The organism is Paraburkholderia sp. LEh10 (assembly GCF_017814945.1).
Lineage (GTDB): Bacteria > Pseudomonadota > Gammaproteobacteria > Burkholderiales > Burkholderiaceae > Paraburkholderia.
Genome location: NZ_JAGIPX010000041.1, coordinates 36,735 through 58,536, shown reverse-complemented (window position 1 = coordinate 58,536; position 21,802 = coordinate 36,735). Strand labels below are relative to the sequence as shown.

General features: G+C 62.8%; 21 protein-coding genes and 2 pseudogenes. 15 read left to right on the top strand and 8 right to left on the bottom strand.

Annotation, left to right across the window (positions count from 1 at the left end; translation table 11 throughout):
- The first annotated feature begins 581 nt into the window (after positions 1-581).
- Entirely contained in the window at positions 582-2,390 is a 1,809-nt protein-coding gene (locus tag J8I87_RS28640; RefSeq protein ID WP_209935475.1) for an L-lactate permease, read from the top strand.
- A gap of 242 nt (positions 2,391-2,632) precedes the next feature.
- Here the strand turns inward: J8I87_RS28640 and J8I87_RS28635 are convergent, their stop codons facing one another.
- A complete protein-coding gene (locus J8I87_RS28635) occupies positions 2,633-3,049 on the bottom strand; it encodes an SET domain-containing protein (RefSeq protein ID WP_209935503.1) in 417 nt (138 codons plus the stop codon).
- A gap of 280 nt (positions 3,050-3,329) precedes the next feature.
- On the opposite strand from J8I87_RS28635, the gene J8I87_RS28630 reads away from it, so the two are divergent.
- The gene (locus tag J8I87_RS28630) at positions 3,330-3,590 is read left to right on the top strand and encodes an HU family DNA-binding protein (RefSeq protein ID WP_209935502.1); all 261 of its coding nucleotides are present in this window, start codon (positions 3,330-3,332) and stop codon (positions 3,588-3,590) included.
- A gap of 676 nt (positions 3,591-4,266) precedes the next feature.
- On the opposite strand, the gene J8I87_RS28625 is transcribed toward J8I87_RS28630, so the two are convergent.
- The 5 genes from J8I87_RS28625 to J8I87_RS28605 all read right to left on the bottom strand — a co-directional run bounded on the left by J8I87_RS28625 (position 4,267) and on the right by J8I87_RS28605 (position 7,010).
- Positions 4,267-4,575: a hypothetical protein gene (locus J8I87_RS28625; RefSeq protein WP_209935474.1), complete on the bottom strand. Its 309-nt coding sequence runs from the start codon at positions 4,573-4,575 to the stop codon at positions 4,267-4,269.
- A gap of 590 nt (positions 4,576-5,165) precedes the next feature.
- On the bottom strand, positions 5,166-5,729 hold the full coding sequence (locus J8I87_RS28620; RefSeq protein WP_209935473.1) for an Hsp20/alpha crystallin family protein: 564 nt from the start codon (positions 5,727-5,729) through the stop codon (positions 5,166-5,168).
- A 57-nt stretch (positions 5,730-5,786) separates the two neighbouring features.
- On the bottom strand, positions 5,787-6,008 hold the full coding sequence (locus J8I87_RS28615; protein ID WP_209935472.1) for a DUF6566 family protein: 222 nt from the start codon (positions 6,006-6,008) through the stop codon (positions 5,787-5,789).
- A gap of 136 nt (positions 6,009-6,144) precedes the next feature.
- Complete coding sequence (locus tag J8I87_RS28610) at positions 6,145-6,552, bottom strand: Hsp20/alpha crystallin family protein (protein WP_209935471.1); 408 nt, start codon at positions 6,550-6,552, stop codon at positions 6,145-6,147.
- A 17-nt stretch (positions 6,553-6,569) separates the two neighbouring features.
- On the bottom strand, positions 6,570-7,010 hold the full coding sequence (locus J8I87_RS28605) for an Hsp20/alpha crystallin family protein (RefSeq protein ID WP_209935470.1): 441 nt from the start codon (positions 7,008-7,010) through the stop codon (positions 6,570-6,572).
- 234 nt (positions 7,011-7,244) lie between these two features.
- On the opposite strand from J8I87_RS28605, the pseudogene J8I87_RS28600 reads away from it, so the two are divergent.
- The 3 genes and pseudogenes from J8I87_RS28600 (at position 7,245) to J8I87_RS28590 (ending at position 8,426) form a co-directional block, all read left to right on the top strand.
- Positions 7,245-7,627 (top strand): annotated as a pseudogene (locus J8I87_RS28600) (hypothetical protein).
- Between the two features lie 239 nt (positions 7,628-7,866).
- Positions 7,867-8,025 (top strand): hypothetical protein, encoded by a 159-nt coding sequence (locus J8I87_RS28595; protein WP_209935469.1) that lies wholly within the window; start codon positions 7,867-7,869, stop codon positions 8,023-8,025.
- Positions 8,022-8,426: a hypothetical protein gene (locus tag J8I87_RS28590; RefSeq protein WP_209935468.1), complete on the top strand. Its 405-nt coding sequence runs from the start codon at positions 8,022-8,024 to the stop codon at positions 8,424-8,426. Before J8I87_RS28595 ends, J8I87_RS28590 begins: the two co-directional genes overlap by 4 nt.
- 377 nt (positions 8,427-8,803) lie before the next feature.
- Here J8I87_RS28590 and J8I87_RS28585 read toward each other — a convergent pair whose 3' ends face one another.
- The gene (locus J8I87_RS28585) at positions 8,804-9,043 is read right to left on the bottom strand and encodes a hypothetical protein (RefSeq protein ID WP_209935467.1); all 240 of its coding nucleotides are present in this window, start codon (positions 9,041-9,043) and stop codon (positions 8,804-8,806) included.
- Positions 9,044-9,627: 584 nt separating this feature from the next.
- Here J8I87_RS28585 and J8I87_RS28580 point away from each other — a divergent pair.
- The 10 genes and pseudogenes from J8I87_RS28580 (at position 9,628) to J8I87_RS28535 (ending at position 20,348) form a co-directional block, all read left to right on the top strand.
- Positions 9,628-9,918, top strand: a complete 291-nt coding sequence (locus J8I87_RS28580) for a hypothetical protein (RefSeq protein WP_209935466.1) — start codon at positions 9,628-9,630, stop codon at positions 9,916-9,918.
- Positions 9,919-9,963: 45 nt separating this feature from the next.
- The gene (locus J8I87_RS28575) at positions 9,964-10,503 is read left to right on the top strand and encodes a hypothetical protein (protein WP_209935465.1); all 540 of its coding nucleotides are present in this window, start codon (positions 9,964-9,966) and stop codon (positions 10,501-10,503) included.
- Between the two features lie 245 nt (positions 10,504-10,748).
- Complete coding sequence (locus tag J8I87_RS28570) at positions 10,749-11,906, top strand: RNA polymerase subunit sigma-28 (RefSeq protein ID WP_209935464.1); 1,158 nt, start codon at positions 10,749-10,751, stop codon at positions 11,904-11,906.
- Between the two features lie 17 nt (positions 11,907-11,923).
- Positions 11,924-12,225: pseudogene (locus tag J8I87_RS28565) on the top strand (co-chaperone GroES).
- Between the two features lie 48 nt (positions 12,226-12,273).
- Positions 12,274-13,899, top strand: a complete 1,626-nt coding sequence (gene groL / locus J8I87_RS28560; protein ID WP_209935463.1) for a chaperonin GroEL — start codon at positions 12,274-12,276, stop codon at positions 13,897-13,899.
- A gap of 70 nt (positions 13,900-13,969) precedes the next feature.
- Entirely contained in the window at positions 13,970-15,910 is a 1,941-nt protein-coding gene (gene dnaK, locus J8I87_RS28555; RefSeq protein WP_209935461.1) for a molecular chaperone DnaK, read from the top strand.
- 165 nt (positions 15,911-16,075) lie between these two features.
- Positions 16,076-16,357, top strand: a complete 282-nt coding sequence (locus tag J8I87_RS28550; RefSeq protein ID WP_245254222.1) for a hypothetical protein — start codon at positions 16,076-16,078, stop codon at positions 16,355-16,357.
- Positions 16,358-16,790: 433 nt separating this feature from the next.
- On the top strand, positions 16,791-18,185 hold the full coding sequence (locus tag J8I87_RS28545; RefSeq protein WP_209935460.1) for a spinster family MFS transporter: 1,395 nt from the start codon (positions 16,791-16,793) through the stop codon (positions 18,183-18,185).
- Between the two features lie 88 nt (positions 18,186-18,273).
- Entirely contained in the window at positions 18,274-19,416 is a 1,143-nt protein-coding gene (locus J8I87_RS28540; RefSeq protein WP_209935459.1) for a porin, read from the top strand.
- Positions 19,417-19,598: 182 nt separating this feature from the next.
- Positions 19,599-20,348 (top strand): GntR family transcriptional regulator, encoded by a 750-nt coding sequence (locus J8I87_RS28535; protein ID WP_209935458.1) that lies wholly within the window; start codon positions 19,599-19,601, stop codon positions 20,346-20,348.
- A gap of 110 nt (positions 20,349-20,458) precedes the next feature.
- Here the strand turns inward: J8I87_RS28535 and J8I87_RS28530 are convergent, their stop codons facing one another.
- Complete coding sequence (locus J8I87_RS28530; RefSeq protein ID WP_209935457.1) at positions 20,459-21,793, bottom strand: 3-hydroxyacyl-CoA dehydrogenase; 1,335 nt, start codon at positions 21,791-21,793, stop codon at positions 20,459-20,461.
- Between the last annotated feature and the right edge of the window lie 9 nt (positions 21,794-21,802).

Sequence of the window (21,802 nt, the reverse complement as noted above, 5' to 3'; positions counted from 1 at the left end):
GTGCCAGATTCACGCTTGATGAGGGGCTGTGCGTGGTCGGCCCCTGCGTTGGGGAAAGACTTGAATCCGTTGCCTTGCGGATCGAAGACGGAATGTAATGTCAGCGTACGCTGCCCGAACGATGATGTCGGAACCCATGCCGGACTGAGAGATTCATTGTGACGATGGGCCAGAGCGGAGTGTGGGTAGGGTCATGGGTATGGGGCGATCCGTAACGGTGGGAGTCAAACCTGGCCGGGCGTTGCGGGCGGTAGTGTGAGTTGGCTGCCTTCCGCCATTCAAGGCGTCGCGTACGTTTCTGGTAGCCCCTGCCGCAAAACTTGAAATTGACGGGTGTCCCCGCTATACCTCAAGCGTCAGCCATGATTTAAGGTGCAGACCATCGCGTGAGGCCGCCATTGCTTTTTGGTTTCTGAAAGGGCGGACGACGGGGACGCCGTTTTGACGAATGTCCGGCATAGGGTGTGGGCGGTCAATCTGGCTTGAGGTGTCGCGGTCCACAACGATTGCGCAGTCAACAACTAGCGTATAGATCTGATGGATCGAGGGGACGCCAATCTTGGGATAACAAAGGAAAAATCATGTACCAGCAGACTTACAACCCATTGGGCAGTGCTTTCCTATCCACAGTTGCTGCCGCCATTCCGATACTGACGCTACTTTATTTCATTGCCCTGCACCGTCACCGCGATCCACAGGGCAATGTGCACTTGGGCATCTCCGCGCCCTACGCGGCTTTTTTTGGCGTAATCGCCGCGTTCGTCGTCTCGTGTCTTGTCTTCAGGATGCCTGTCGTGTCGGCCGTTTCGGCCTTCGCACTCGGCACCCTTTCGGGATTTTTGGGAATCATCTGGATTGTCCTCGCCGCCATGTTCCTCTACACGATGAGTGTCGTCACCGGCAAATTCGAAATCGTGAAGGAATCGATTGTCCATATCTCGTTCGACCGGCGACTGCAGTGCGTGTTGATCGCCTTCTCATTCGGCGCCATCATCGAGGGCACATCGGGCTTTGGGACACCGGTTGCTATCGCCGGGGCTGTCATGGTGGGCCTCGGCTTCAGGCCTTTTCAGTCGGCCGTATTGAACCTGCTCGCCAATACGGCGCCGGTTGCCTGGGGCGCGATCGGCACGCCGATTGTTACGCTGGCGGCCGTGAGCGGTCTGGATCAGCTCACGCTCTCGGCTATGGCGGGCCGACAGTTGCCGTTCGTATCGGTGCTAGTGCCCTTTTGGCTCGTCGCAACGTTCGTGAAGATGGAGGGCGGCTCGTGGAAGGAGGTCTTCGAAGTCTGGCCTGCAATGTTATGTGCGGGCGGATCGTTTGCGCTGGTGCAGTTCTTCGCGTCGGGAACCAGCGCGTTTCATTTGATGACCGACGTGGTATCCGGCGTCTTCTCGGTGATCTGCACGGCGCTGTTTCTGCGCTTCGTCTGGCACCCGAAGACACGCTTTTTGCTCCAGTCCGAGCGCCAGGCACTGGCGCAAGCCGGCCACGACCCAATGACGACGGACAGCACCGAGTGGAAATACAAGTACTCGGCGGCCGAAACCGCTTATGCGTGGATGCCCTGGGTGATCCTGATCGCCTGCTGCGCACTGTGGGGTGTGCCGGATTTCAAGAAATTCCTCAACAACCTGTTCTCCGGCATCACGTTCACAACGACGCTGTTCGGCTCGAAGTTCAGCGGTTCGCTGTCGCTGCCGGTGTGGGACATGCCGGCGCTGCATAACCTGGTGCAGCGGATGCCGCCGGTGGCACCCCTCAACGCAAAACCGGAAGCGGCTCGCTTCATGATCAACTGGCTGTCCGCCGCCGGCACAGGCGTTTTCGTGGCGGCGCTTCTTTCCGGCCTCGTCCTCAGACTGAGTGCGACGCAATGGAAGGAGGCCTTCGTGCAGACTATGCACCGGATGAAGATCCCGGTGCTCGTCATCGCTCAGGTGCTGGGCCTAGGATTCCTGACCCGCTACTCAGGCACCGATGCGGTCCTCGGCCTCGCGTTCACCGGCGCCGGAGCTCTCTACCCGTTCTTCGCGGCGTACTTGGGCTGGCTTGGTGTGTTCCTGACCGGCTCCGACACGGCGTCGAACGCCCTCTTCGGCAGTTTGCAGCGTATTACCGCGCAGCAACTCAACCTTAACCCCTTCCTGACCGTGGCAACGAACTCGACCGGCGGGGTGATGGGCAAGATGATCGACGCGCAATCCATCATGGTTGCTTGCGCGGCCTGCTACGACGATCCGAAGGAGCGATCATTCGCGTTGGGACCCATCTTCCGAACCGTGTTCTTTCATTCGATTACCGGTGCAGCGCTGATTGGTGTGATTGCCCTCTTGCAGGCGTATGTGTTCCCGGACATGATTCCGGTACCGCCCCCCGGCAAGTGAGCACGGAAGGGCATGGCTGCCCGCGGCCTTATATGCGAGGGGCTGCTGCCACTGCATGGAACTGTTGAAGTGCTCAATTTCTGCTAGCAGCATTCACATCTGATCTTGATGCCCGCGGAGTTCGGGCTGCAGGCCCATGTCAACGCGATCCTGGCCGATATCGGGCGCACGTACGTGCCAACATTCCGCTGCGACCGGTTTGCGACGGCAACTGCGATCGCATTCATGGCGCGCGAGGCAGCTCAGGAAAGGATTGCCTCCGGCGAGTCAAGGCCGTGCCGATCGACCTCGTCGGTGATCTCGCCATCAATGACAAGGCCGTAGTCGATAAACAACTCCTCGCCGGCATTGATCGCAGTGTGCGCATGAATGAACACGCGATCGCCGACCTCGATGGCCTCGCAGTTGGGATCGCACGCGTGATTCAGAAACCGCGCGCTGTTGCCGCCGCGACTGCCGTCAATGACCCGTCCGTCCGAGAGGCCGAAAACAAACGTGTGCCCGGCATCCGATCGCTGACGCGCGGCCGCACGCCGCCAACTGGTGACTTCTCCCTTGTACTCAATGAGGCGCTCGCCTGCCTCGACAGGCTGGAAGGCAAACAGCCCCGTGCCGTGCACGGGCGAACGTCGCGCCGAGATGCGTCGCGTTCGGGGCATGGTGTCGTTTCCTTTGGTAGGCGCCCGGAATAGATGGTACCGGTGCAGCCGAATCATAGAGGGGCACCGGCCATGTTGGTCAAGGTAATGCGCAACTAACTGTCAGACGCACGTCGAGCACGAACCGGCTCCGCCAGAACCCCGGCTAGCAGAGCAGGGTGTCGCTCGAGCCCGACGAATCGCTCCTGCCCGGAGCCGAAGTCGCTCCATCTGCGCTAAGGTGTGTGCTCCGGCCCGTTTCACGACCCTCTCTGAAGGGAAATGATATGAACAGGAGCTTATCGACGCAGTCGCTGCCAGTACGGGTGAAAGCAAGGCCAGCACAGGCGAAGCCCTCGACGCGATTCTTGAGGCGGTCACGTCCGCCGTCACGCGTGGCGAGACCGTGCAGCTGATCGGCTTCGGATCGTTTTCGACGGGTGCACGTGCCCAACGCAGTGGCCGTAACCCGTCGACGGGTGAGACCATCACCATCCCGGCCGCGAAAACCGTCAGGTTCACCGCTGGCAAGGGGTTCAAGGACGCCGTCAACGCTGCCTGAACCATTGCTCATGCGCGCGGCAGGCAGTGTCGGAACCGGACGAGGCATACGTGACTTCCGGAGCCAGTCACTGGACCGAAGCTGCCAGTTGCGTTCGCAATTCACGAATCACTGGCGCTACGTCAGACGGCATGAACCTTGTCTCGATGAAATCTGGCCCGGGCCTCGCGGTGAGGCGCCCGAAGCCTACGCGTGATAACTCCGCCGGCTTAATGTTGCCTTCGATAGAGGTGACCTTGCCCCTGTTTCACCAATTCCATAACCGAGGGATTTAGGCGGCCGCGCCCGACCAAGAGAAGAAGTGCGATTTTTGGAAGCATTGATGTTCAAACATTATCAATGCAAATCCGGCGACCGCACTCGCCAGCGCGGAATTGTGGACATACCTTCCCATCCCTCTGTCAGTGATGGCGACAGCGATCTATGTGACACAAAATGAGGTAGCAGGTGAACGGACCGCGAGGCGGGATTGCCGCGGAGCCAGCCGGTGTCGAATTTCATGATCTGATCCCGCGTTGGATCGCCGCCGGATGACAGGAGCGGCCGCAACTTTGACAATCCTCGCAGATTCGCGGCGTGCCTTCGTTCTGCTCGTTTCCAATTTGCCGCCCCGGGTTGAGGACGGCTTTGTTGTGCGACGCAGCTTTGTGGGCGTGAGTTCGCGGTCCATCCGTGATCACACCGTGGGCACCTCGCCGGCGTGCCGGGAACTTTCGCTCTCCATCGGTTTCTGCGACAGAGTCGACAGGACGAAATCGATATACGCGTGCGCCCGGCTTTCCGCATACCGGAATGCCGCGTGCCTGGAAAGAAACTCGAACTGCTCGGGAAAGCTCACGATTTCCCGATCCGGATTTTCCTCGGAGGAGACCGTCCACGACACACGATGGCGCCGGCCTACGCCACCGAGCGCGTGCGATCTGGCTGGCGTGACGTGCACGCCAATTTTATAGCCGCGATACGGCGAAAAGGATTGACAGGACATCGCTCCCTCCACACCAACAGAGCCGCGCGCGTGCCGCGCGTGACGATTAACATGCATTGGCTGTTGCCAGACCGAAGGCGCTATCATCCCGGCCGTTGTGCTGATTCGAGGGTTGTTTTCAGCCAGTCGATTCCGCGGCTCGCGTGTTCGGGGCGTGACTCGCTTTCGTGCGGTTCGGCACCGCATGCCGGTGCAGGCTGCCCACCTGGACCCTGCACCGACCAGACTTCGGCGGGCGACCCGTAGGCCGTGTTCTGGCGCAGCCAACTGCCGCAGACGCCACAGCGGTACCGGACATACCGTCGTATTGGCTCACGGGGCGTGCCGAAAACGCCGGTGCCTTCCCTCCGGAGATTCTCATGCGGGGGAGAGCCGGAAGGCTGGCCAGCCAGCTCCCTGCAGGCATTGCACGGTTTCATGTTTCCCTCCATCAAGCGATGATCACCGGGTTCCGGTCTGACCTTGTCAATGCGAAACAGCATTTCGGGCTTCCTCCCGAAATCCGAAATCGTGTGTGTATAAGCACATAAGCATGATGTTTCTGCCACCGTCCGTTTTGCTGCGCCTCCGCAAATTGACCGGCTGGTTCCCTATTTGATCTCGATCTTTCGCGCGGTGGACTTTGACGCGCCGGTCTTGGGCAGCCGTAGCGTCAGGATGCCCTTATCGAACTTCGCGTCCACCTTGTCGGCATCGATGTCTTCAGGCAGCGGAATGGTTCGCAGGAATGCACCGTAGGCCCGCTCCAGCCGGTAACATCCCTTTTCCTCGCTGCGCATATCCTGTTTCTTTTCGCCGCGCAATACGAGCGTGCCGTTCTCGATCGTCGTATGGAGGTCTTCGCGCTCCACGCCCGGAAGCTCGGCAGTCACCCGCAGCGCATCACCATCGTCGACCACGTCAATATGCGGCTGGAAACGCACCGGCGTGAAGTCGCCGAACCACCGGTCGAGCGCGCCAAAGCCCGCGTACGGATCGTGGAAAAACTCGTGCATCATCCGCCACGGGTCGGCTGAGAACTGCCACGGCACATCGGGAAAGTCCGATCGCGATGCCACAGCCGAGGGCTTTTTACCCTGTTCGTTTGCGCCCGCCTTCTCACCTGCCTTGCGCAGGAATCTGAACGGGTTCCACTTTTGCAGATCGGTTTGCATGGTGTACTCCTTTTCAGCGCCAACGTGTTTGTACCGCTCGTAACCGTTACCCGGCCGTCAGTTAGTGAGCGCCCGAACGCCCACGGACGGGCCGGGCACGCCGCGTTTGACGAGCCGCGTCGCGTATTCGAGCCCGTCCCGCTGCGCTCCAGCGGCGCTGGCCCATCGCCCGGCAAAGCGGGGCAGATGCCAGTCGGCCAGTACGTCCCCGTAGCGCTCGATGCGCACGATCGCGATCCAGGCCTCGGGCGCGAACATGCGGTTTTCGATATCGCGCACGAATTCGCGCGTATACGGACGACGTGTCCTTTCCCCGTTCCTTCCTGTATCGCGTCGGGCATCGCAGCCTCCTGCACCGAATCGTGGTGGCAGTGCAGGCGCTGCCACCACGCTGGCATTTGCCGGGTGCCCGTTTTCAGCCGGTTTTTACTTCAATGCGCCGCGGGCGCGCCTCCTCGCGCCGCGGAATCGTCAGCTTCAGCACACCGTCCTGCAGGCTCGCCTCGATCTTTCCCGTGTCGAAATCGGGCGACAGCACGAATGTACGGGCGAAATGCGGTTCACGGACCTCGGCGTGGTGCAGCCGCAGGTTGGCCGGTGTGGGCACGACGGCCTCGGCGTCGATCGTAAGATTGCTGTCATGGACACGCACGTCCAGCTTGTCTTTCGTCACCCCGGGCAGATCGGCCCAGAGTGTAACGCCCTGACTGTCTTCACAGATATCGACGGCGGGTGTGATCGTCGTCCCGCGTGCAGACTGCCCGGCCTGGTCGCGGGAAACGTCAGACGGGGCGCTTCGGGTGAGTTCGGTCGTGTCGCTCATGATTGCCTCCGGGCCGGTTACTGGATCGTGATGGCGCGCGGCTTCGATGACTCGCGCTTGCCGACGGTGATCGACAGGCAGCCATTCTCGTAGCGCGCCTGAACCTTGTCGGGGTCCGCCGTCTGCGGCAGTTCGATGACGCGCCGGAAGGTGCCGGTGAAGCGCTCCTGTGCATACGTGCGCATTTCGTCGGTCAGCTCCGGCTGCGTCGGTTTGCGCTCGCCGCTGATTGTCAGCAGTCCCTTGTCGATCGACACGTCGAGCCCGCTGGCCTCGACGCCCGGCGCGAATGCGACGATCTCGATTGAATCGTCGGTCGCGCCGATGTTGATCGCCGGGAACGTGCCGAAGCGGCTCGCGCGGATGCTTGACGGGAAGGTATTGAACAGGCTCGCCATCTGCCGCTGCAGGCGGTCGAACTCGCCAAAGAGGTCGGTTCCAGAATAGAGATCGCTCATGATGATGTTCTCCTCAAACGACGCATTGAGGCGAACGGGCCTACGCGCTCCAGTTCGCCCGCCAGCGTCTGGCAAACAAATCGAAACACGCAGCGCGCGGTCCCGCGGGAACCGTGCATCTGCCTGAGCGATACCCAAGATAGTCACTCTGTCCGATTTTTCAAGGCTTGAATCTTGAAAAAACCGGCCAGTTCCTATCATCGCGGCAACATGAACTTCCCGGTGGAGGACGACATAGTATTTGATACGGACTGGCTGGCCCTGGGCGCACATCGCGTGTGGCTGCGCTCGACGAAGGGGTTTCCGACGCAGGCGATGCGCGAGGCGGTCGAGGTCATACGGATCGCGATCGACAACAACATGAGCGCACGTGCGAGGCTAGTCGAGGTGGTCTGCCGTCAGGAAAAGACTCGACCTCACGGTCGGCACCACGGTCGCCAAGGACAAGATTTGCGCGCCGCAACTGGAGGTATTTATTGCGGGCGTGCTCGGTCTGCTGCCAGACCCAGATGCGCCTGATCGTGACAGTGGTGGAGCACTCCGAGGTGGACCCGCATTTCGGCGTGTATGAGCGCATGCTCGCCGAAAAACTGGGTGCGGCGCCGCCTCTGCAGTAGTGCGGGCGAAATCGTGGCGGGCCGCGGGCTGCGCCGTGCGCGGGACCGGACTCGTCCGACCCAGGAGCGACAGGCCCTTGAAAGTATGATCGGTTGTACTAAGGTATATCCAGCTCAGGCAGCGTGCGCGGTGCGGTATCCGTCGCATGCTGCGTGTTTCGATTTGTTTGCCCGCAGCACGGCAAGCGGACTGGAGCGCGCAAGCCGTTCTCTTCCTTGCTGCGTCGAGGGAAAAGACGATGAGCAACCGTCAATTGCGTTCGAACCTGTCAACCCTCTTCGAGCGCTTCCATCGCACGACAACCCTGGTTGCCGACACTGGCTGGCCCGCCAATGGGGCGCGCCTGGCACAAGCTGTCGGAAAGAGCGACCGACGTCTGGTCGACGGTCCGACGTGAAGCGGCGCACATACGTCGACATTGACCCGGTTATTGAGCAAGCCGGTATGTTGCGACGCAGCGGAACTGTGGCGGCGCGCCGCGCAGGACAGCGCATCGTGCAGGTAGTCGCGATTCGCGTAAGGACCCGACGGGCCGGCGAGGTTATGGCGACGTCGGGTCCCAAGGTGGCAGTGAGGCAGGCCGTGGGAAAGATCAGGACCGAAGAGCGTGATGGTTACACGATCCGTTTGCAGGCAGTGGTCATGCGCCGCAGACGGCATAAGGCTCTCGTCGAGTCGATGATGGAGAAGGAGCGGCAGCTAGAACGGCACATCGCGCAACTTCGTCACAAGGACACCTGGCGTCGCAAGGAGCGGCGCACAGCGTTTACGTCAGCTCAGAACCGCGCTGACGGATGAGACTGACGCTGCGCCGACCGACTTCACGAGCTCGTGCTTCCGTCGCTGGCGGCGCTGAAGCGGTTCGCCCAGCGTGAGCTTGCGTATCGGCAGCAGAACTATGTGATGACGGTTCGGGGCAGGCAGGCTGTGTCCCGAACGCGCGCTATCGCGAAATGCTGCATCGTTCTTGTGGCGCTACGTTGCAAGGCGCGCAGAAGCTGGTGGTCTGCGCATGGGCCAGGTCGTGATTTGTTGCAGATACTTGGATGGCGCCCGGGCGCCTCGATGCCGGCGCGAACGTCTCGGGAAATGACACCAGACGGGCCATACGATCAGGTGATCCGCGCTCCACCGGGCCCAGTGCACGCGAACCGCCCTCCCGGTCGAAAAGGTCGTCAACCATCCGCCGTCCGGCACTTGTAACCGGCCATCATGGCACAGGCTTTTCTGGAAAAAGGACGGCCTTCTGTATTGCCGAACCGGAGCGGCGGGAATAGTTCAACCCGTGAGCCCGCCTGAAGAATCTTGACGATTGCGATATAGCCCTCGCGGTCGGCAAGGCCGCTCTCCGTGCGCCAGTCGGTCTGAACGCGGACGTCGATGATGAACCCGTGATAGAGGAACCTGCCGCTCATCGGACACTCCTTCTGGCTTCGCTTGCCGGCACTCAGGACCCCGACTTGGCCCGTCGACCCGTGCAACCCGGGCGGATCATAAGACCTTGAATTTTTCGCTGAGTTTAGCTAAGTTATTTTCAGCTCAGGCAGTGTGCCCGCTATCAGGTCGGTCGCACGCTGCGTGTTTCGATTTGTTTGCTCGCAGCATGGCAGGCGAACTGGAGCGCGCAAGCCCGTTCTCTTCCTTGCTGCGTTGAAGGAGAAGACGATGAGCGACCTTCATTCACGCCCGACTTCATCCAGTCTGTTCGGGCGTTTCCTCCGCAAGACCAGCGTCCTTCCCGGCGTCTTCCGGCCGCTCGCGCAGCACGCCCGTCGCATGCTTTCCGGGCATATCCGGGCTGTGCGGCCGACGATTGGCCGGATGGCTTCGCGCATGCGCATGCGTAGGCGATAGCGGAACGGCGATCCCTGCGTTTTACGTTTCATGCAGGCGCAACGCCAGGAAACCGGCGACCGTCCATGGGCGTTCGCAACCGCTTTCGTGGGCGTCGCGCGGCCCTGGCGATTCGGGAATTCCGGTACGACGTCATGGTGAAACGATGAAGACAGTAAGAACCGAAGCGCGCAACGGATATGAGATCCGCCTCAGGACGATCCGCATCCATGGACACAGAGCTGCGTGTACCGGGGCATCCTGGGCCGGCGGCTATGTTGCTTTCGTGCAGATCGTCCGGGAGGGCGAGGTCATCGCGAACTGGCATCAGCCCCGTGTCTGCCGGCTCCGGACGAGCCGTGAGAAGGCTGAAGCAGAAGCACTGCAATACGCAGTCAGGCTCGTCGATCGCCGTCCGTTTGATGGACCGCCACCGGATATCCCGGAGGCGGCCTGATCCGGCCTGGCCTGCGCGGGCAGCGGTACTTTTGAGGAGATGACGATGGAACTTCACATGCATACGCACCATTTCGCGCGCCGCATGCCTGACTGGCGCGCAGCGGTCGTGGGCGGCTGCGTGGCGGGCGCGGTATTCCTGATGATCGAACTCTTCGCGGCGGCGGTCGCAGGACAAAGCCTGTGGGCACCGCTGCGGATGATTGCAGCGATCGTGATGGGGCACGGCGCACTCGCCCAACCGGCTACCTTCGCGCCGGGCGTCATGCTGGTGGCGCTGGTGACGCACTTTGTGCTGTCGATTCTCTTCTCCGTCATCCTGGCGGTGATCATGGCGCCATTCAGTCTGGATTCCAGTGTCCAGATGGCATCGCTGGCGGGTGCCGTTTTTGGCGTGCTCCTGTACGTGATCAATTACTACGGCATGACGCAGTTGTTCCCATCGTTCGCCGACGCCCGAAGCTGGGTGAGCCTGTTCATTCACATCCTGTTCGGGCTGGTGGCAGCGCAAACGTATGTGAGTCTGGAAAGAAGGGAATCGGACAAGGGAATCGGACACCGGTGGAACGACGGCGGGCACGGTTGATGGTTGACCGCATGCATAAGCCGGTCGTTTCATGGCATCGCGAATGGCAATGTCTGATCCGGGCCGTGTATGTGACGTTAAGTAGGATCACTAATAAAACGCGGTGGGGCATGAACGACCGGGCAAAGACATGCCGGGTTGCACGAAAGGACCCGGCTCGCTGCCGATAGCGGATGCTGCGGCACCCCGGGCTCAATGGATTCATCACCGCCATCGGAGTGCACGTGACATGAGGCAGGTATGACATGAAAACGGCAATCAGTTACCGCAACGTTCCGAAGCTTTCCCGTCCCGGGATGGAAGAACTGCTCGGAAGGCTCGCTGAACGGCGCCTTCAGCCGCACCTGTCGCACTTTCCGGCTGAGCTGGTCCGTCTGCACGCGACGCTGGAGAGAAGCCGGCATCGCAGCCTGCATGGCAACCGTTACCGGGTCGGGCTCCAGCTGGCGCTGCCGGGTGCCACGCTGGCGTGCGGGGATGAGTCGTCCGGACTGGAACAGGCTATCGATCACGCCCTCATGGAGCTGGCGCGGCAGGTCGAACGGCACATCGCGCATCTGCGTAACACGGACGCCTGGCGTCGCAAGGAACGGCGCACCGGGCTGCGACAGCTCAAGACCACGCTGACGGAGCAGGGCGACGCGGGGATGGCGTCCTTCGGCGAACTCGTTCGCCCCCTGCTCCCGTCACTGCAGCGCTTTGTGCAGCGTGAACTTTCGCACCTGCAGGCCCGCGGCGACCTTGCCCCAGGTGACCCGTCGGTCGACGAGATCGTGGACGAAACGCTGGCCCGAGCATGCGAGCAGATGGTGACACGTACCCACCGGCTTGAACCGCTGCAGTGGCTTTACCAGATCGCGTTGTCACTGCTGGCCGAAGAAGTGGACCGTCGCCAGAGCGAGGAAGGCCGCTGCATCTCGCTGGAGGGCAGGTTGCCCGTCCATCTGTGCGAACGGCAGGACGACGACGGGGAGAGCCGGCTCGAATACTGGCAGCCCGACGAAGTGCTGCGCGTCGAGGACGTCATGCCGGCAACGGACGGTACGCCCGAGGAGGTGGTGAGCGAGAGAGAGGTGCGCGAGCTGCTGGCGACGCTGCTGACGGAACTGCCGGCGCCCTGGCGGGAGGCCGTTGTGCTTTGCCGTCTCGAAGGACTGGAAGCAGGCGCCGCTGCGCAGGTACTGGGCGTGACGCAAGAGGAACTCCAGCAGCGGCTCGCGCATGCCGACGCCTTCCTGCGGGCCAGACTTGGCGACCTGCGGCTGACCCCGTCGACATCGGACGGACCCGCCAGTTACATCGAGCCGGGCGTGCTGCCACAAGCGTCACGATTTTCCGATGAATTTGACGAGGCGACACTGCGGCGGCCCGCGGCAGAACACCCGAACCCTGAACCATCGTAATCAGAGGGAGCAGGACTGTGGAACTTACACCCTTGCATGACCGGGTCGTGGTCAGTCGCCTGGAACTGGAGCGCAGGACGGCGGCTGGCATTGTCATTCCGGATACAGCAGGCGGAAAGCCGGACCAGGGAGAAGTGATCGCCATTGGCTCCGGCAGACGGCTCGAGCACGGCCAGCGTTGCGCGCCCGATGTGAAGATCGGCGACTGCGTGCTGTTCGTTAAATATGCCGGCACGACTGCCAAGGTTGAAGGGAGGAACTGCTGGTGATGCGCGAGAACGACCTGCTGGGCGTGATCACGTCCGGACGTGCGAAGTAGGTGAGCCAGCACTATCCCCTCGTCGGATTTGCCAGGAGGTACACGAAAATGTCCGCCAAAGATGTCAGGTTTCACGAACTCGCCCGCCAGCATATCCTCTCGGGCGTCAATATTCTGGCCGATGCGGTGAAGGTCACGCTCGGCCCCAGGGGGCGAAATGTCGTCCTTGAGCGATCGTACGGTGCACCGACGGTCACCAAGGACGGTGTGTCGGTCGCGAAGGAAATCGAGTTGCGCGACAAGTTCGAGAACATGGGGGCGCAGATGCTCAGGCAGGTTGCCTCCAAAACCTCGGATGTTGCCGGCGACGGGACGACCACCGCCACCGTACTCGCCCAGGCCATCGTACGGGAAGGCATGAAGTATGTCGCATCCGGCCTGAACCCGATGGACCTCAAGCGGGGCATCGACCAGTCTACTGCGGCGATCGTCGAGCAGCTCAGGAAGGTTTCCCGTGCGATCACGACAAGCCGCGAGATCACCCAGGTCGGCACCATCTCGGCCAATGGTGACGAGGAAATCGGCAGGCTCATCGCGCAGGCGATGCAAAAGGTCGGCAAGGACGGCGCGGTCACGCTCGAAGAGGGCAAGTCATTGCAAAGCGAACTTGAGGTGGTCGAGGGCATGCAGTTCGACCGCGGGTGGCTGTCGTCCTACTTCATCACCGATCCCGAGAAACAGTCGGCTGTGCTTGAGGAACCGTACATCCTCGTGCACGACAAAAAGATCTCCTCGATCCGGGATCTGCTGCCCGTGCTTGAGGCCGTGGCCCAGGCGGGCAAGCCGTTGCTCGTCATCGCCGAGGACGTCGAGGGCGAAGCGCTGACCACGCTCGTGGTGAATTCTCTGCGCGGCATCCTGAAAACGGTTGCCGTGAAGGCACCAGGCTTCGGTGACCGGCGCAAGGCGATGCTGGAGGACATCGCGATGCTGACCGGCGGGCTGGTCATCTCGGAGGAAACCGGCGGCAAGCTCGAGAATGTCAAGCTCGAGGACCTCGGGCGGGCAAAACGCGTGGAGATCGAAAAAGAGGCGACCACGATCATCGACGGCGCCGGGGACCGCAAGACGATTGACGGACGCGTCCAGGCGATCCGCCGTCAGATCGAAGAGGCGACGAGCGACTATGACAGGGAGAAGCTGCAGGAACGCATCGCGAAACTGTCCGGTGGTGTCGCGGTCATCAAGGTGGGGGCTGCCACCGAAGTCGAGATGAAGGAGCGCAAGGCACGGGTCGAGGATGCGCTACATGCGACACGCGCAGCCGTTGAGGAAGGCATCGTGCCGGGCGGCGGCGTCGCGCTGCTGCGGGCACGAGCCAGCGTCGGGGATGTGCGGGGCGCCAATCTGGACCAGGACGCCGGCATCCGGATCGTCTTGCGGGCCCTCGAAGAGCCCCTGCGGCAGATCGCCGCGAACGCGGGGGAAGAGCCCTCGGCCGTGGTCAACAGGGTCCTGGAGCAGACGGGCAACTTCGGCTGGAACGCGGCTTCGGACACCTATGGCGATCTGATGGAGATGGGGGTGGTCGACCCGACCAAGGTCGTGCGCACCGCGCTGCAGAACGCCGCCTCGGTAGCCGGACTGATCCTCACCACCGACGCCGTGGTCGCCGAGCTGCCAAAGGACGAGACGAAAGCGCCCGTATCGCCACCGCCTGCGATGGACTATTGAATCAGGGCTCGCAGGTGCGTCGGGATGAGCAGGACGCAGGGTGAAATACTTGAGCATGGGGACGGACATCATGAGCAAGATCATCGGCATCGATCTCGGTACCACGAATTCCTGTGTGGCGCTGATGGAAGGCACGCAGGTCAAGGTCATCGAAAACTCGGAAGGCGCCCGTACAACGCCCTCGGTTGTCGCGTATCTTGACGACAATGAAATACTGGTCGGCGCGCCCGCGAAGCGTCAGTCAGTCACCAACCCGAAGAACACGCTGTTTGCCGTCAAGCGCCTGATCGGCCGCCGCTTCGAAGAAAAGGAAGTGCAGAAGGACATCGGCCTGATGCCGTACAACATCGTCAAGCATGATAACGGCGACGCCTGGGTCGAAGCGCACGGGCAAAAGCTCGCGCCGTCGCAGGTGTCTGCGGAAGTGCTGCGCAAGATGAAGAAGACGGCGGAAGACTACCTCGGCGAGCCCGTCACGGAAGCCGTGATCACGGTGCCGGCGTACTTCAACGACAGCCAGCGCCAGGCGACGAAGGACGCGGGCCGCATCGCCGGTCTGGAAGTCAAACGGATCATCAACGAACCGACGGCGGCAGCGCTCGCGTTCGGTCTGGACAAGGCCGAAAAGGGCGACCGCAAGATTGCCGTTTTCGACCTGGGCGGTGGCACGTTCGACATTTCCCTGATCGAAATCGCCGACGTCCATGGCGACAGGCAGTTCGAGGTGCTGTCGACGAACGGCGATACGTTCCTCGGCGGTGAAGACTTCGACCAGCGCATCATCGACTACCTCGTCGGCGAGTTCAGGAAGGAACAGGGCATCGACCTGTCGAAGGACGTGCTCGCGCTGCAGCGCCTGAAGGAAGCGGCCGAGAAGGCGAAGATCGAACTGTCGTCGGGTCAGCAGACCGAGATCAACCTGCCGTACATCACGGCGGACGCATCGGGTCCGAAACATTTGAGCGTGAAGCTGACGCGCGCGAAACTCGAATCGCTCGTGGAAGACCTGATAGAGCGGACGATGGAGCCATGCCGCATCGCACTGAAGGATGCGGGCCTGACCGCGGACAGGATCGATGACGTGATTCTGGTGGGTGGCATGACGCGCATGCCGAAGGTGCAGCAGACGGTCAGGGCGCTTTTCGGGCGCGAGCCGCGCAAGGACGTCAATCCCGATGAAGCGGTGGCCGTCGGCGCGGCGATCCAGGCGGCGGTACTCTCGGGCGACCGCAAGGATGTGCTGCTGCTCGATGTGACGCCGCTCTCGCTGGGCATCGAGACGCTCGGCGGCGTGATGACGAAGATGATCGAAAAGAACACGACGATTCCGACAAGGTTCTCGGAAGTCTTCTCGACCGCCGACGACAACCAGCCGGCCGTCACCGTCAAGGTCTTTCAGGGCGAGCGCGAGATGGCCAGCGGCAACAAGCTGCTCGGCGAGTTCAGGCTGGAAGGGATTGCGCCTGCACCACGTGGCGTGCCGCAGATCGACGTGACATTTGATATCGATGCGAATGGCATCCTGCATGTGTCGGCCAGGGACAAGGCGACGGGCAAGGAAAACCGCATCACGATCAAGGCGAATTCCGGTCTGTCCGAAGCGGAAATCGAAAAGATGGTGCGCGACGCGCAGGCGCACGCGGCGGAGGACCACCGGGTGCGCGAGCTGGCCGAGGCGCGCAATCAGGGCGATGCCCTCATTCACAGCACGCGCAAGGCACTGGACGGATACGGCGAAAAGCTCGCCGCCGACGACAAGGCGAAGATCGAAGCTGCGATCAGGGACCTGGAAGTCGCCCTGAAGGGCTCAGACCGGGACGCGATCGACGCCCGAACGAGCGCGCTGGCGGCAGCCTCACAGCGGCTCGGTGAAAAGGTATACGCGGACGTGCAGGCGCAAGCAGGCCGCGCAGGCGGCCCGACCCCAGCGCAGGAGGAGCCTGGTAGGGATGCAGGCCAAGACGACGATGTGATCGATGCCGAGTTCAGGGAAGTGAACACGAAACGGTGAGCAGTTGAGCCGAACTGCAGCGCTGACGCGGTCGCCGCTTGTGGCAGAAGCAGCCGCGCTGCGCCGATTCACTGACGTTGGTGCGTCCTGGTTTCATGTTGTCGCCGGCAAGCGCGCCTCGCGGCCGTATTCGGGGCGCGGTATTTGAGCATAAGAGGTGTCGTCATGAAAAAACACTTAGCGGTACTCATGACGGTGGCATTGATCGCGAGTTCCTGCCCGGAGGGCATCAAGTCAGCCAGTCCGCCGCTGCGGACTTTGCCCCTGCAGGGCGACATCTGGCTTGCGGGGACGCTCCAGCGTGGTAGCCGGCCGTATGCGCCGGACGACCATACGGCGAGCCGGCTGGATCGTCCGTCGACCTCGCCCTGCAATGACAAGGTGGTGACTGATATCCTGCTTGGCGAAGGTGGTTCGCCGGCCCCACGCTGCTGCTGCCGTACCTGAACCAGCGGGTCGCGGTCAGGGGGCGCGTTATCTGCCCCGCATCGGGCATCCAGTTTTCGCCGCAGCCCGATGTCGTGTTTCCGGTCTGGTAGTGCTTGTGATGGTTGGACTGTTTGCGGCGCCTCGAATGCAATCCTCGAACTGCTCTGACACGCGCGGCGTTGCGTTCGAGCGATGGCACGACCTCGCCCGAGGTCATTGAATGGCTGGCCAATACGCGGCCGGCCTAGACACTTTCGGCACGCGCCGCTGCCGAATCCGGCCCTTTTGGCAGACCAATTCGCCTAGTGAAAACGCTGATGTCTTTGCCGGCGATTATTTCTTGCCTGCTCAAAAATTATGCTGGAGAATCTTTAAAAAATTCCACGACGCCATTCGTGGCATACAAACAGAGCAAGATCCGCTAGTCGGGCTCAACCCGGAGACACCATACATGAAGCAAGTGACAGCCCAGGACGTGGGAGCGAGGTCTGAAGCCGGCTGGTATCGCAGCTGGTTCCTGCTGCTTCTCGTCCTGATTTATGCATCGAGTTTTATCGACCGAATCATTATCGCGGTCGTCGGGCAGGCGATGAAGGTGGAGATGAACCTGAGCGATCTTCAACTCGGCCTGCTGAACGGGCTGGCATTCTCGATCTTCTATTCCCTGCTCGGGCTCCCCATCGCGCGCATCGCCGAGCGCTTCAATCGCGTCGTGCTGATCGCGCTGTCGATCGGCGCCTGGTCGGTGATGACGACGCTGTGCGGCACGGCTGGCGCGTACTGGCAATTGCTGATTTACCGGCTTGGCGTCGGCATCGGCGAGGCGGGCAGCACGCCCACCGCGCATTCGCTGATCTCCGACCAGTTCGGCCCGCGCCGCCGCGCGAGCGCGCTGTCGATCTACGCGCTCGGCCCGCCGCTCGGCGTGCTGGCCGGCGCGCTCGGCGGCGGCTGGATGGTGCAGCACATCGGCTGGCGTCCCGTGTTTTATGTCGTCGGCCTGCCGGGGCTCATGTTCGGCCTGCTCGCCTGGGTCACGCTGCGCGAGCCGCGTCGCGGCGGGGCCGAAGAGGGCGGCGCGCAACTGGCGGCGAGCGTCCCGCCGCTGCGCGAAGTGCTCGCGGTCCTTTTCAAAAGCCGCGCGTTCTTGCAGATGCTGCTCGGCACCGTGATCGGCGCGTTCGCGCAGTACGGTATCAACCTGTTCATCCCGGTTTATCTGACGCGCGTCTACGGGCTCAGCTATGCGCAGGCTGGCCTGATCTTCGGTCTCGTGATCGGCGTGGGCGGCATCCTCGGCAACACGCTCGGCGGCGTGCTCGCCGACTGGGCGGGCGCGAAGAACCGCCGCTGGTACGCATGGGTACCAGCGCTCGGCACGGCGATCGGTTTCCCGCTCATCGCGACCGCCTTCACGCTGGGGCAATGGCCCATTGCCGTGTCGCTGATCTTCATCGCCACGGTGATGCTGAGCATGTGGAACGGTCCGACCTTCGCTGTCGTGCACAGCATCGTCGAGCCGCGCATGCGCGCCACCGCATCGGCGTGCGTGTTCCTTCTCATGAATCTGGTCGGCCAGGGACTCGGCCCGGCAACCGTCGGCCTGCTGAGCGACCGTTTCGCCGCGCGTCTCTTCGCGCAGGGGCAGTTTGGGCAGGTCTGCGCAGCGGGCGGGGCACATGGCGCGCACGGTCCGGCCGCGCCGCTTCACGGGCCGTTCGCGGCGGCTTGTCATGACGCCTCGGCCTACGGCATCCGCTACGCGATGCTCGCCGTGAGCGTGGTCCTCGTGTGGTCGTCCGTGCACTACTTCCTCGCCTCGCGTCACCTCTCGCGCAGCAAGTAGTTCGAATCCAGCAGCAGCCGATGGAAAAAATGCGGGCCGCGTCGTCCGCAGGGGCGGCGTCGTCCGCAAAAAACATGGAGATCATCAAGTGAAGAAGAAGTTAGCAGTGGGCGCGTTCGCAGCCGCATTGGCGGGCTCGGCGCAGGCGCAAAGCAGTGTGACCTTGTATGGGATCATCGACGATGGCATCACCTATGTGAGCAACGCGGGTGGCCATGCGCTCTGGAAGCTCGATGACGGCATCAACCAGGCGTCGCGCTGGGGCCTGCACGGCACCGAGGATCTCGGCGGCGGCCTGAAAGCGATCTTCACGCTGGAGAACGGTTTTTCGCTGAACACGGGCACGGCGAGCCACGGCGGCGCGCTGTTCGGGCGCCGCGCCTACGTGGGTCTCGCCAGCGACACGTTCGGCACCTTGCTCGCCGGTTACGACTACGACTTCATCTACGACTACGTCTCCTACTACACGAACGTCGCGCAGTTCGCGCCTTCGTACGCGTTTCACGGTGCATACGACATCGACCGTCTCGCGGGCGAACCCGTCAGCAACATGGTGCGCTACGAAACGCCAAACTGGCATGGCCTCGGCGCGGGCGTGATGTACGGCTTCACCAATATCGCGGGCTCTTTTGCGGGCACGCCGACGGGCAACCCGCGCGTGCTCAGCGCGGGCATCAAATACAGCCCGACGGGCTCGTTCAATGCGCCGTATTCGCTGGCGGCCACCTTCACGAAGACGGATGGCGGCAACGCGGCGCGCGGCGTGGGGACGATGGCGCAGGTCGCGCTCAATGCGAAGTCGATCTACACGGTCGCGCTCGGCGGCATGGTGAAAGTGACGGACGCGTGGTCGTTCAACGGCGTGTACACCTACACGAATGCTTCGCAAAGCCCACGGGGCGTCGTCACGGTCGGCGCGTACGAGGTGGGCACGAGCTACAGGTTCTCGCCGTTTCTGACGGTTGGCGGCGGCTTTACGTATGTGGATCAGCACAAGCTCGGCAAGTACGACCTCTACACGGCAGGAGTCGACTATCGGCTGTCGAAGCGCACCGACGTGTACCTGTTCGGCGTCTGGCAGCACGCGTTCGCGGGCCAGAAGTTCGCCGACAACTTCCTCGTCTCGACGCCGTACTCGGTGCCGGGTGCGGGCGGCTCGCTGTTCGGCAACCTTGCCTCGACCACGTCCAACCAGGTGGCCGCGCAGATCGGCATCCGCCACATTTTCTGATTCGCGAGTCACCGCGTCACGCGCCGGCGCCCGGGGACGCCGGCGCGTTTCTATTTCTGTTTCCTATCGGGGAAAGACACAGTTGGGCTTTTGGTATACCTGCACGGTATGATATGGATTTAAAGGACCGTCGCGGGCCTTTCTGCCGACGCGGCCTTCCGGAAACCACTGTCTGTCAATCAATGAGCCAGCCTCCCAAACAGAGCCGTTCGGTCGAAATCAAGGCGCTTCTCGAATCGGAAATCGAGCGAGGCGACCTTATCCCAGGCGCAGCGCTCGACGAGCGCGCACTCGCCGCGCGCTTCAATGTATCCCGCACGCCGATTCGCGAGGCGCTGCAGCAGCTCGCCGCGCAGCAGTACGTGCAGATCGTGCCCCGGCAGGGCGTGTTCGTGACCAAGATGACGGTCCCGCAGCTGCGCGACATGCTCGAACTGCTGCACGAACTCGAAGCCGTCTCGGCGCGGCTCGCCGCGCGGCGCATGAGCGACGAGCAACGCGCCGAACTGCAGCGCGCGATCGACGATGGCGTCGAAGCGCTGAACCAGAGCGACGCCCGCCGCTTCGCGCGCAGCAACGCGGAGTTCCACGAGGTGATCTGCGAGGCTTGCCATAACGACTATCTGGCCGAGCAGATCCGCTCGATCCGCCGCCTGATCTCGCGTTACCGCCCCAAGCTGTTTCTTGCGCCCAGCCGGCGCGAGAAGGTGATCGCCGATCACAAGCGGCTTGCGCAGGCGTTGCTGTCGGGCGACGAGGCGACGGCCGAAGAAGTCATGAAGCAGCATTCGCCGGGCGGCGGCGACGCGGGCTTTTCTGAATTCCTCGCGACCTTGCCGGCCGAGTTCTTCAACGATGCGCCGGTGGGATTGCCGCGCGAAGCGGCTGCGTCAGGCGCGGGCGCGCAGGATGACGCGCACGGCGACGATTGAGTTTGCGATGAGGCTGCGCGCGCATGAGGGGCGCGCGTGATGCAGGCGGGAGCGGGGTGCGCGGCCCCTGCCTCCTGCCGTGCGTGCAATGCGCGCACGGCGGGAAGCGATCAGAGATCGGCGAAGCGGCCGTTCGTAGCCGCGAGCTGTTCGAGCAGCGGGGCTGGCTTCCACCAGTAGCCGTAGTCGTCATAGAGCCGCTTGACGTCGCGATAGACGTTCGCGAGGCCGATCTGATCCGCGTAGTACATCGGGCCGCCGCGATGCGCGGGGAAGCCGTAGCCCGTCACATAGACCACATCGATGTCGCTCGCGCGCAAGGCCACGCCCTGTTCCAGCAGCTTCGCGCCTTCGTTGATCATGCCGTACACGCAGCGCTTGACGATCTCCTCGGGCGAAATGCGCCGCCGCGCAATGCCAAGTCGCGCCGATTCCTCGACGATGAAGCGCTCAAGTTCGGCATCGCGCAGCGGCTCGCGGCTGCCCGGCTCGTAGCGATACCAGCCCTTGCCGCTCTTCTGGCCGAGACGCCCCAGCTCTACCAGCTTCATGATCAGGTCGTTCCAGCGGCGGTCCGTGGGTCGCGTCGCCATCTGTGCCTTACGTGTCTGATAGCCGACGTCGTTGCCCGCCATGTCGTGCACGGCGAAGATGCCCATCGCGTAGCCGAAGTCCTTGAGCGCTGCGTCCACCTCGTGCGGCAGCGCGCCGTCCTCGACGAGAAAGTGCGCCTCGCGGTTGTAGTTGCGAAAGAGCGCATTGCCGATGAAGCCGGGATAGATGCGCGCCAGCACCGACACCTTGCCCATCCGGCGCCCGAGATCCATCAGCGTGGCGATGACGTCGTCGGCGGTCTGCGCCGCGCGCACCACTTCGAGCAGGCGCATCACGTGTGCGGGGCTGAAGAAGTGCGCGCCGACCACATCAGCGGGGCGCTGCGTGACGGCGGCGATTGCGTCGATGTCGAGGCCCGAGGTGTTGGTGGCTAGCACGGCGCCCGGTTTCGCGTGCGCGTCGAGTTCGCGGAAGATGCGCTGCTTGAGTTCGAGATCTTCGAACACGGCTTCGATCACGATATCGGCGTGTCTGACGTCGGCAATCGCGAGCGAGCCCGCGATGCGCGCGAGGCGCTCGTCGCGCACGGCGGCATCGAGCTTGCCGCGCTTCACGCTGCTTTCATAGTTGTCGCGGATGCGGGCGAGGCCGCGCGTAAGACCTTCGTCGCTCGCATCGATCAGCGTGACGGGGATGCCCGCGGCGGCGAGCGCCATCGCGATGCCGCCGCCCATCGTGCCCGCGCCGATGACGGCTGCGTGCGCGATATGGCGCGGCATGGCGTTGCCAACGGGAATCTGCGCGGCGGCTTGCTCGGCGGCCTTCACGTGCGCGAGCGCCGCTTCACGCGCGGCGGCTTCATGCTGATTCAGTTCGTTTGCTGCGTTCATGTTCTGTTG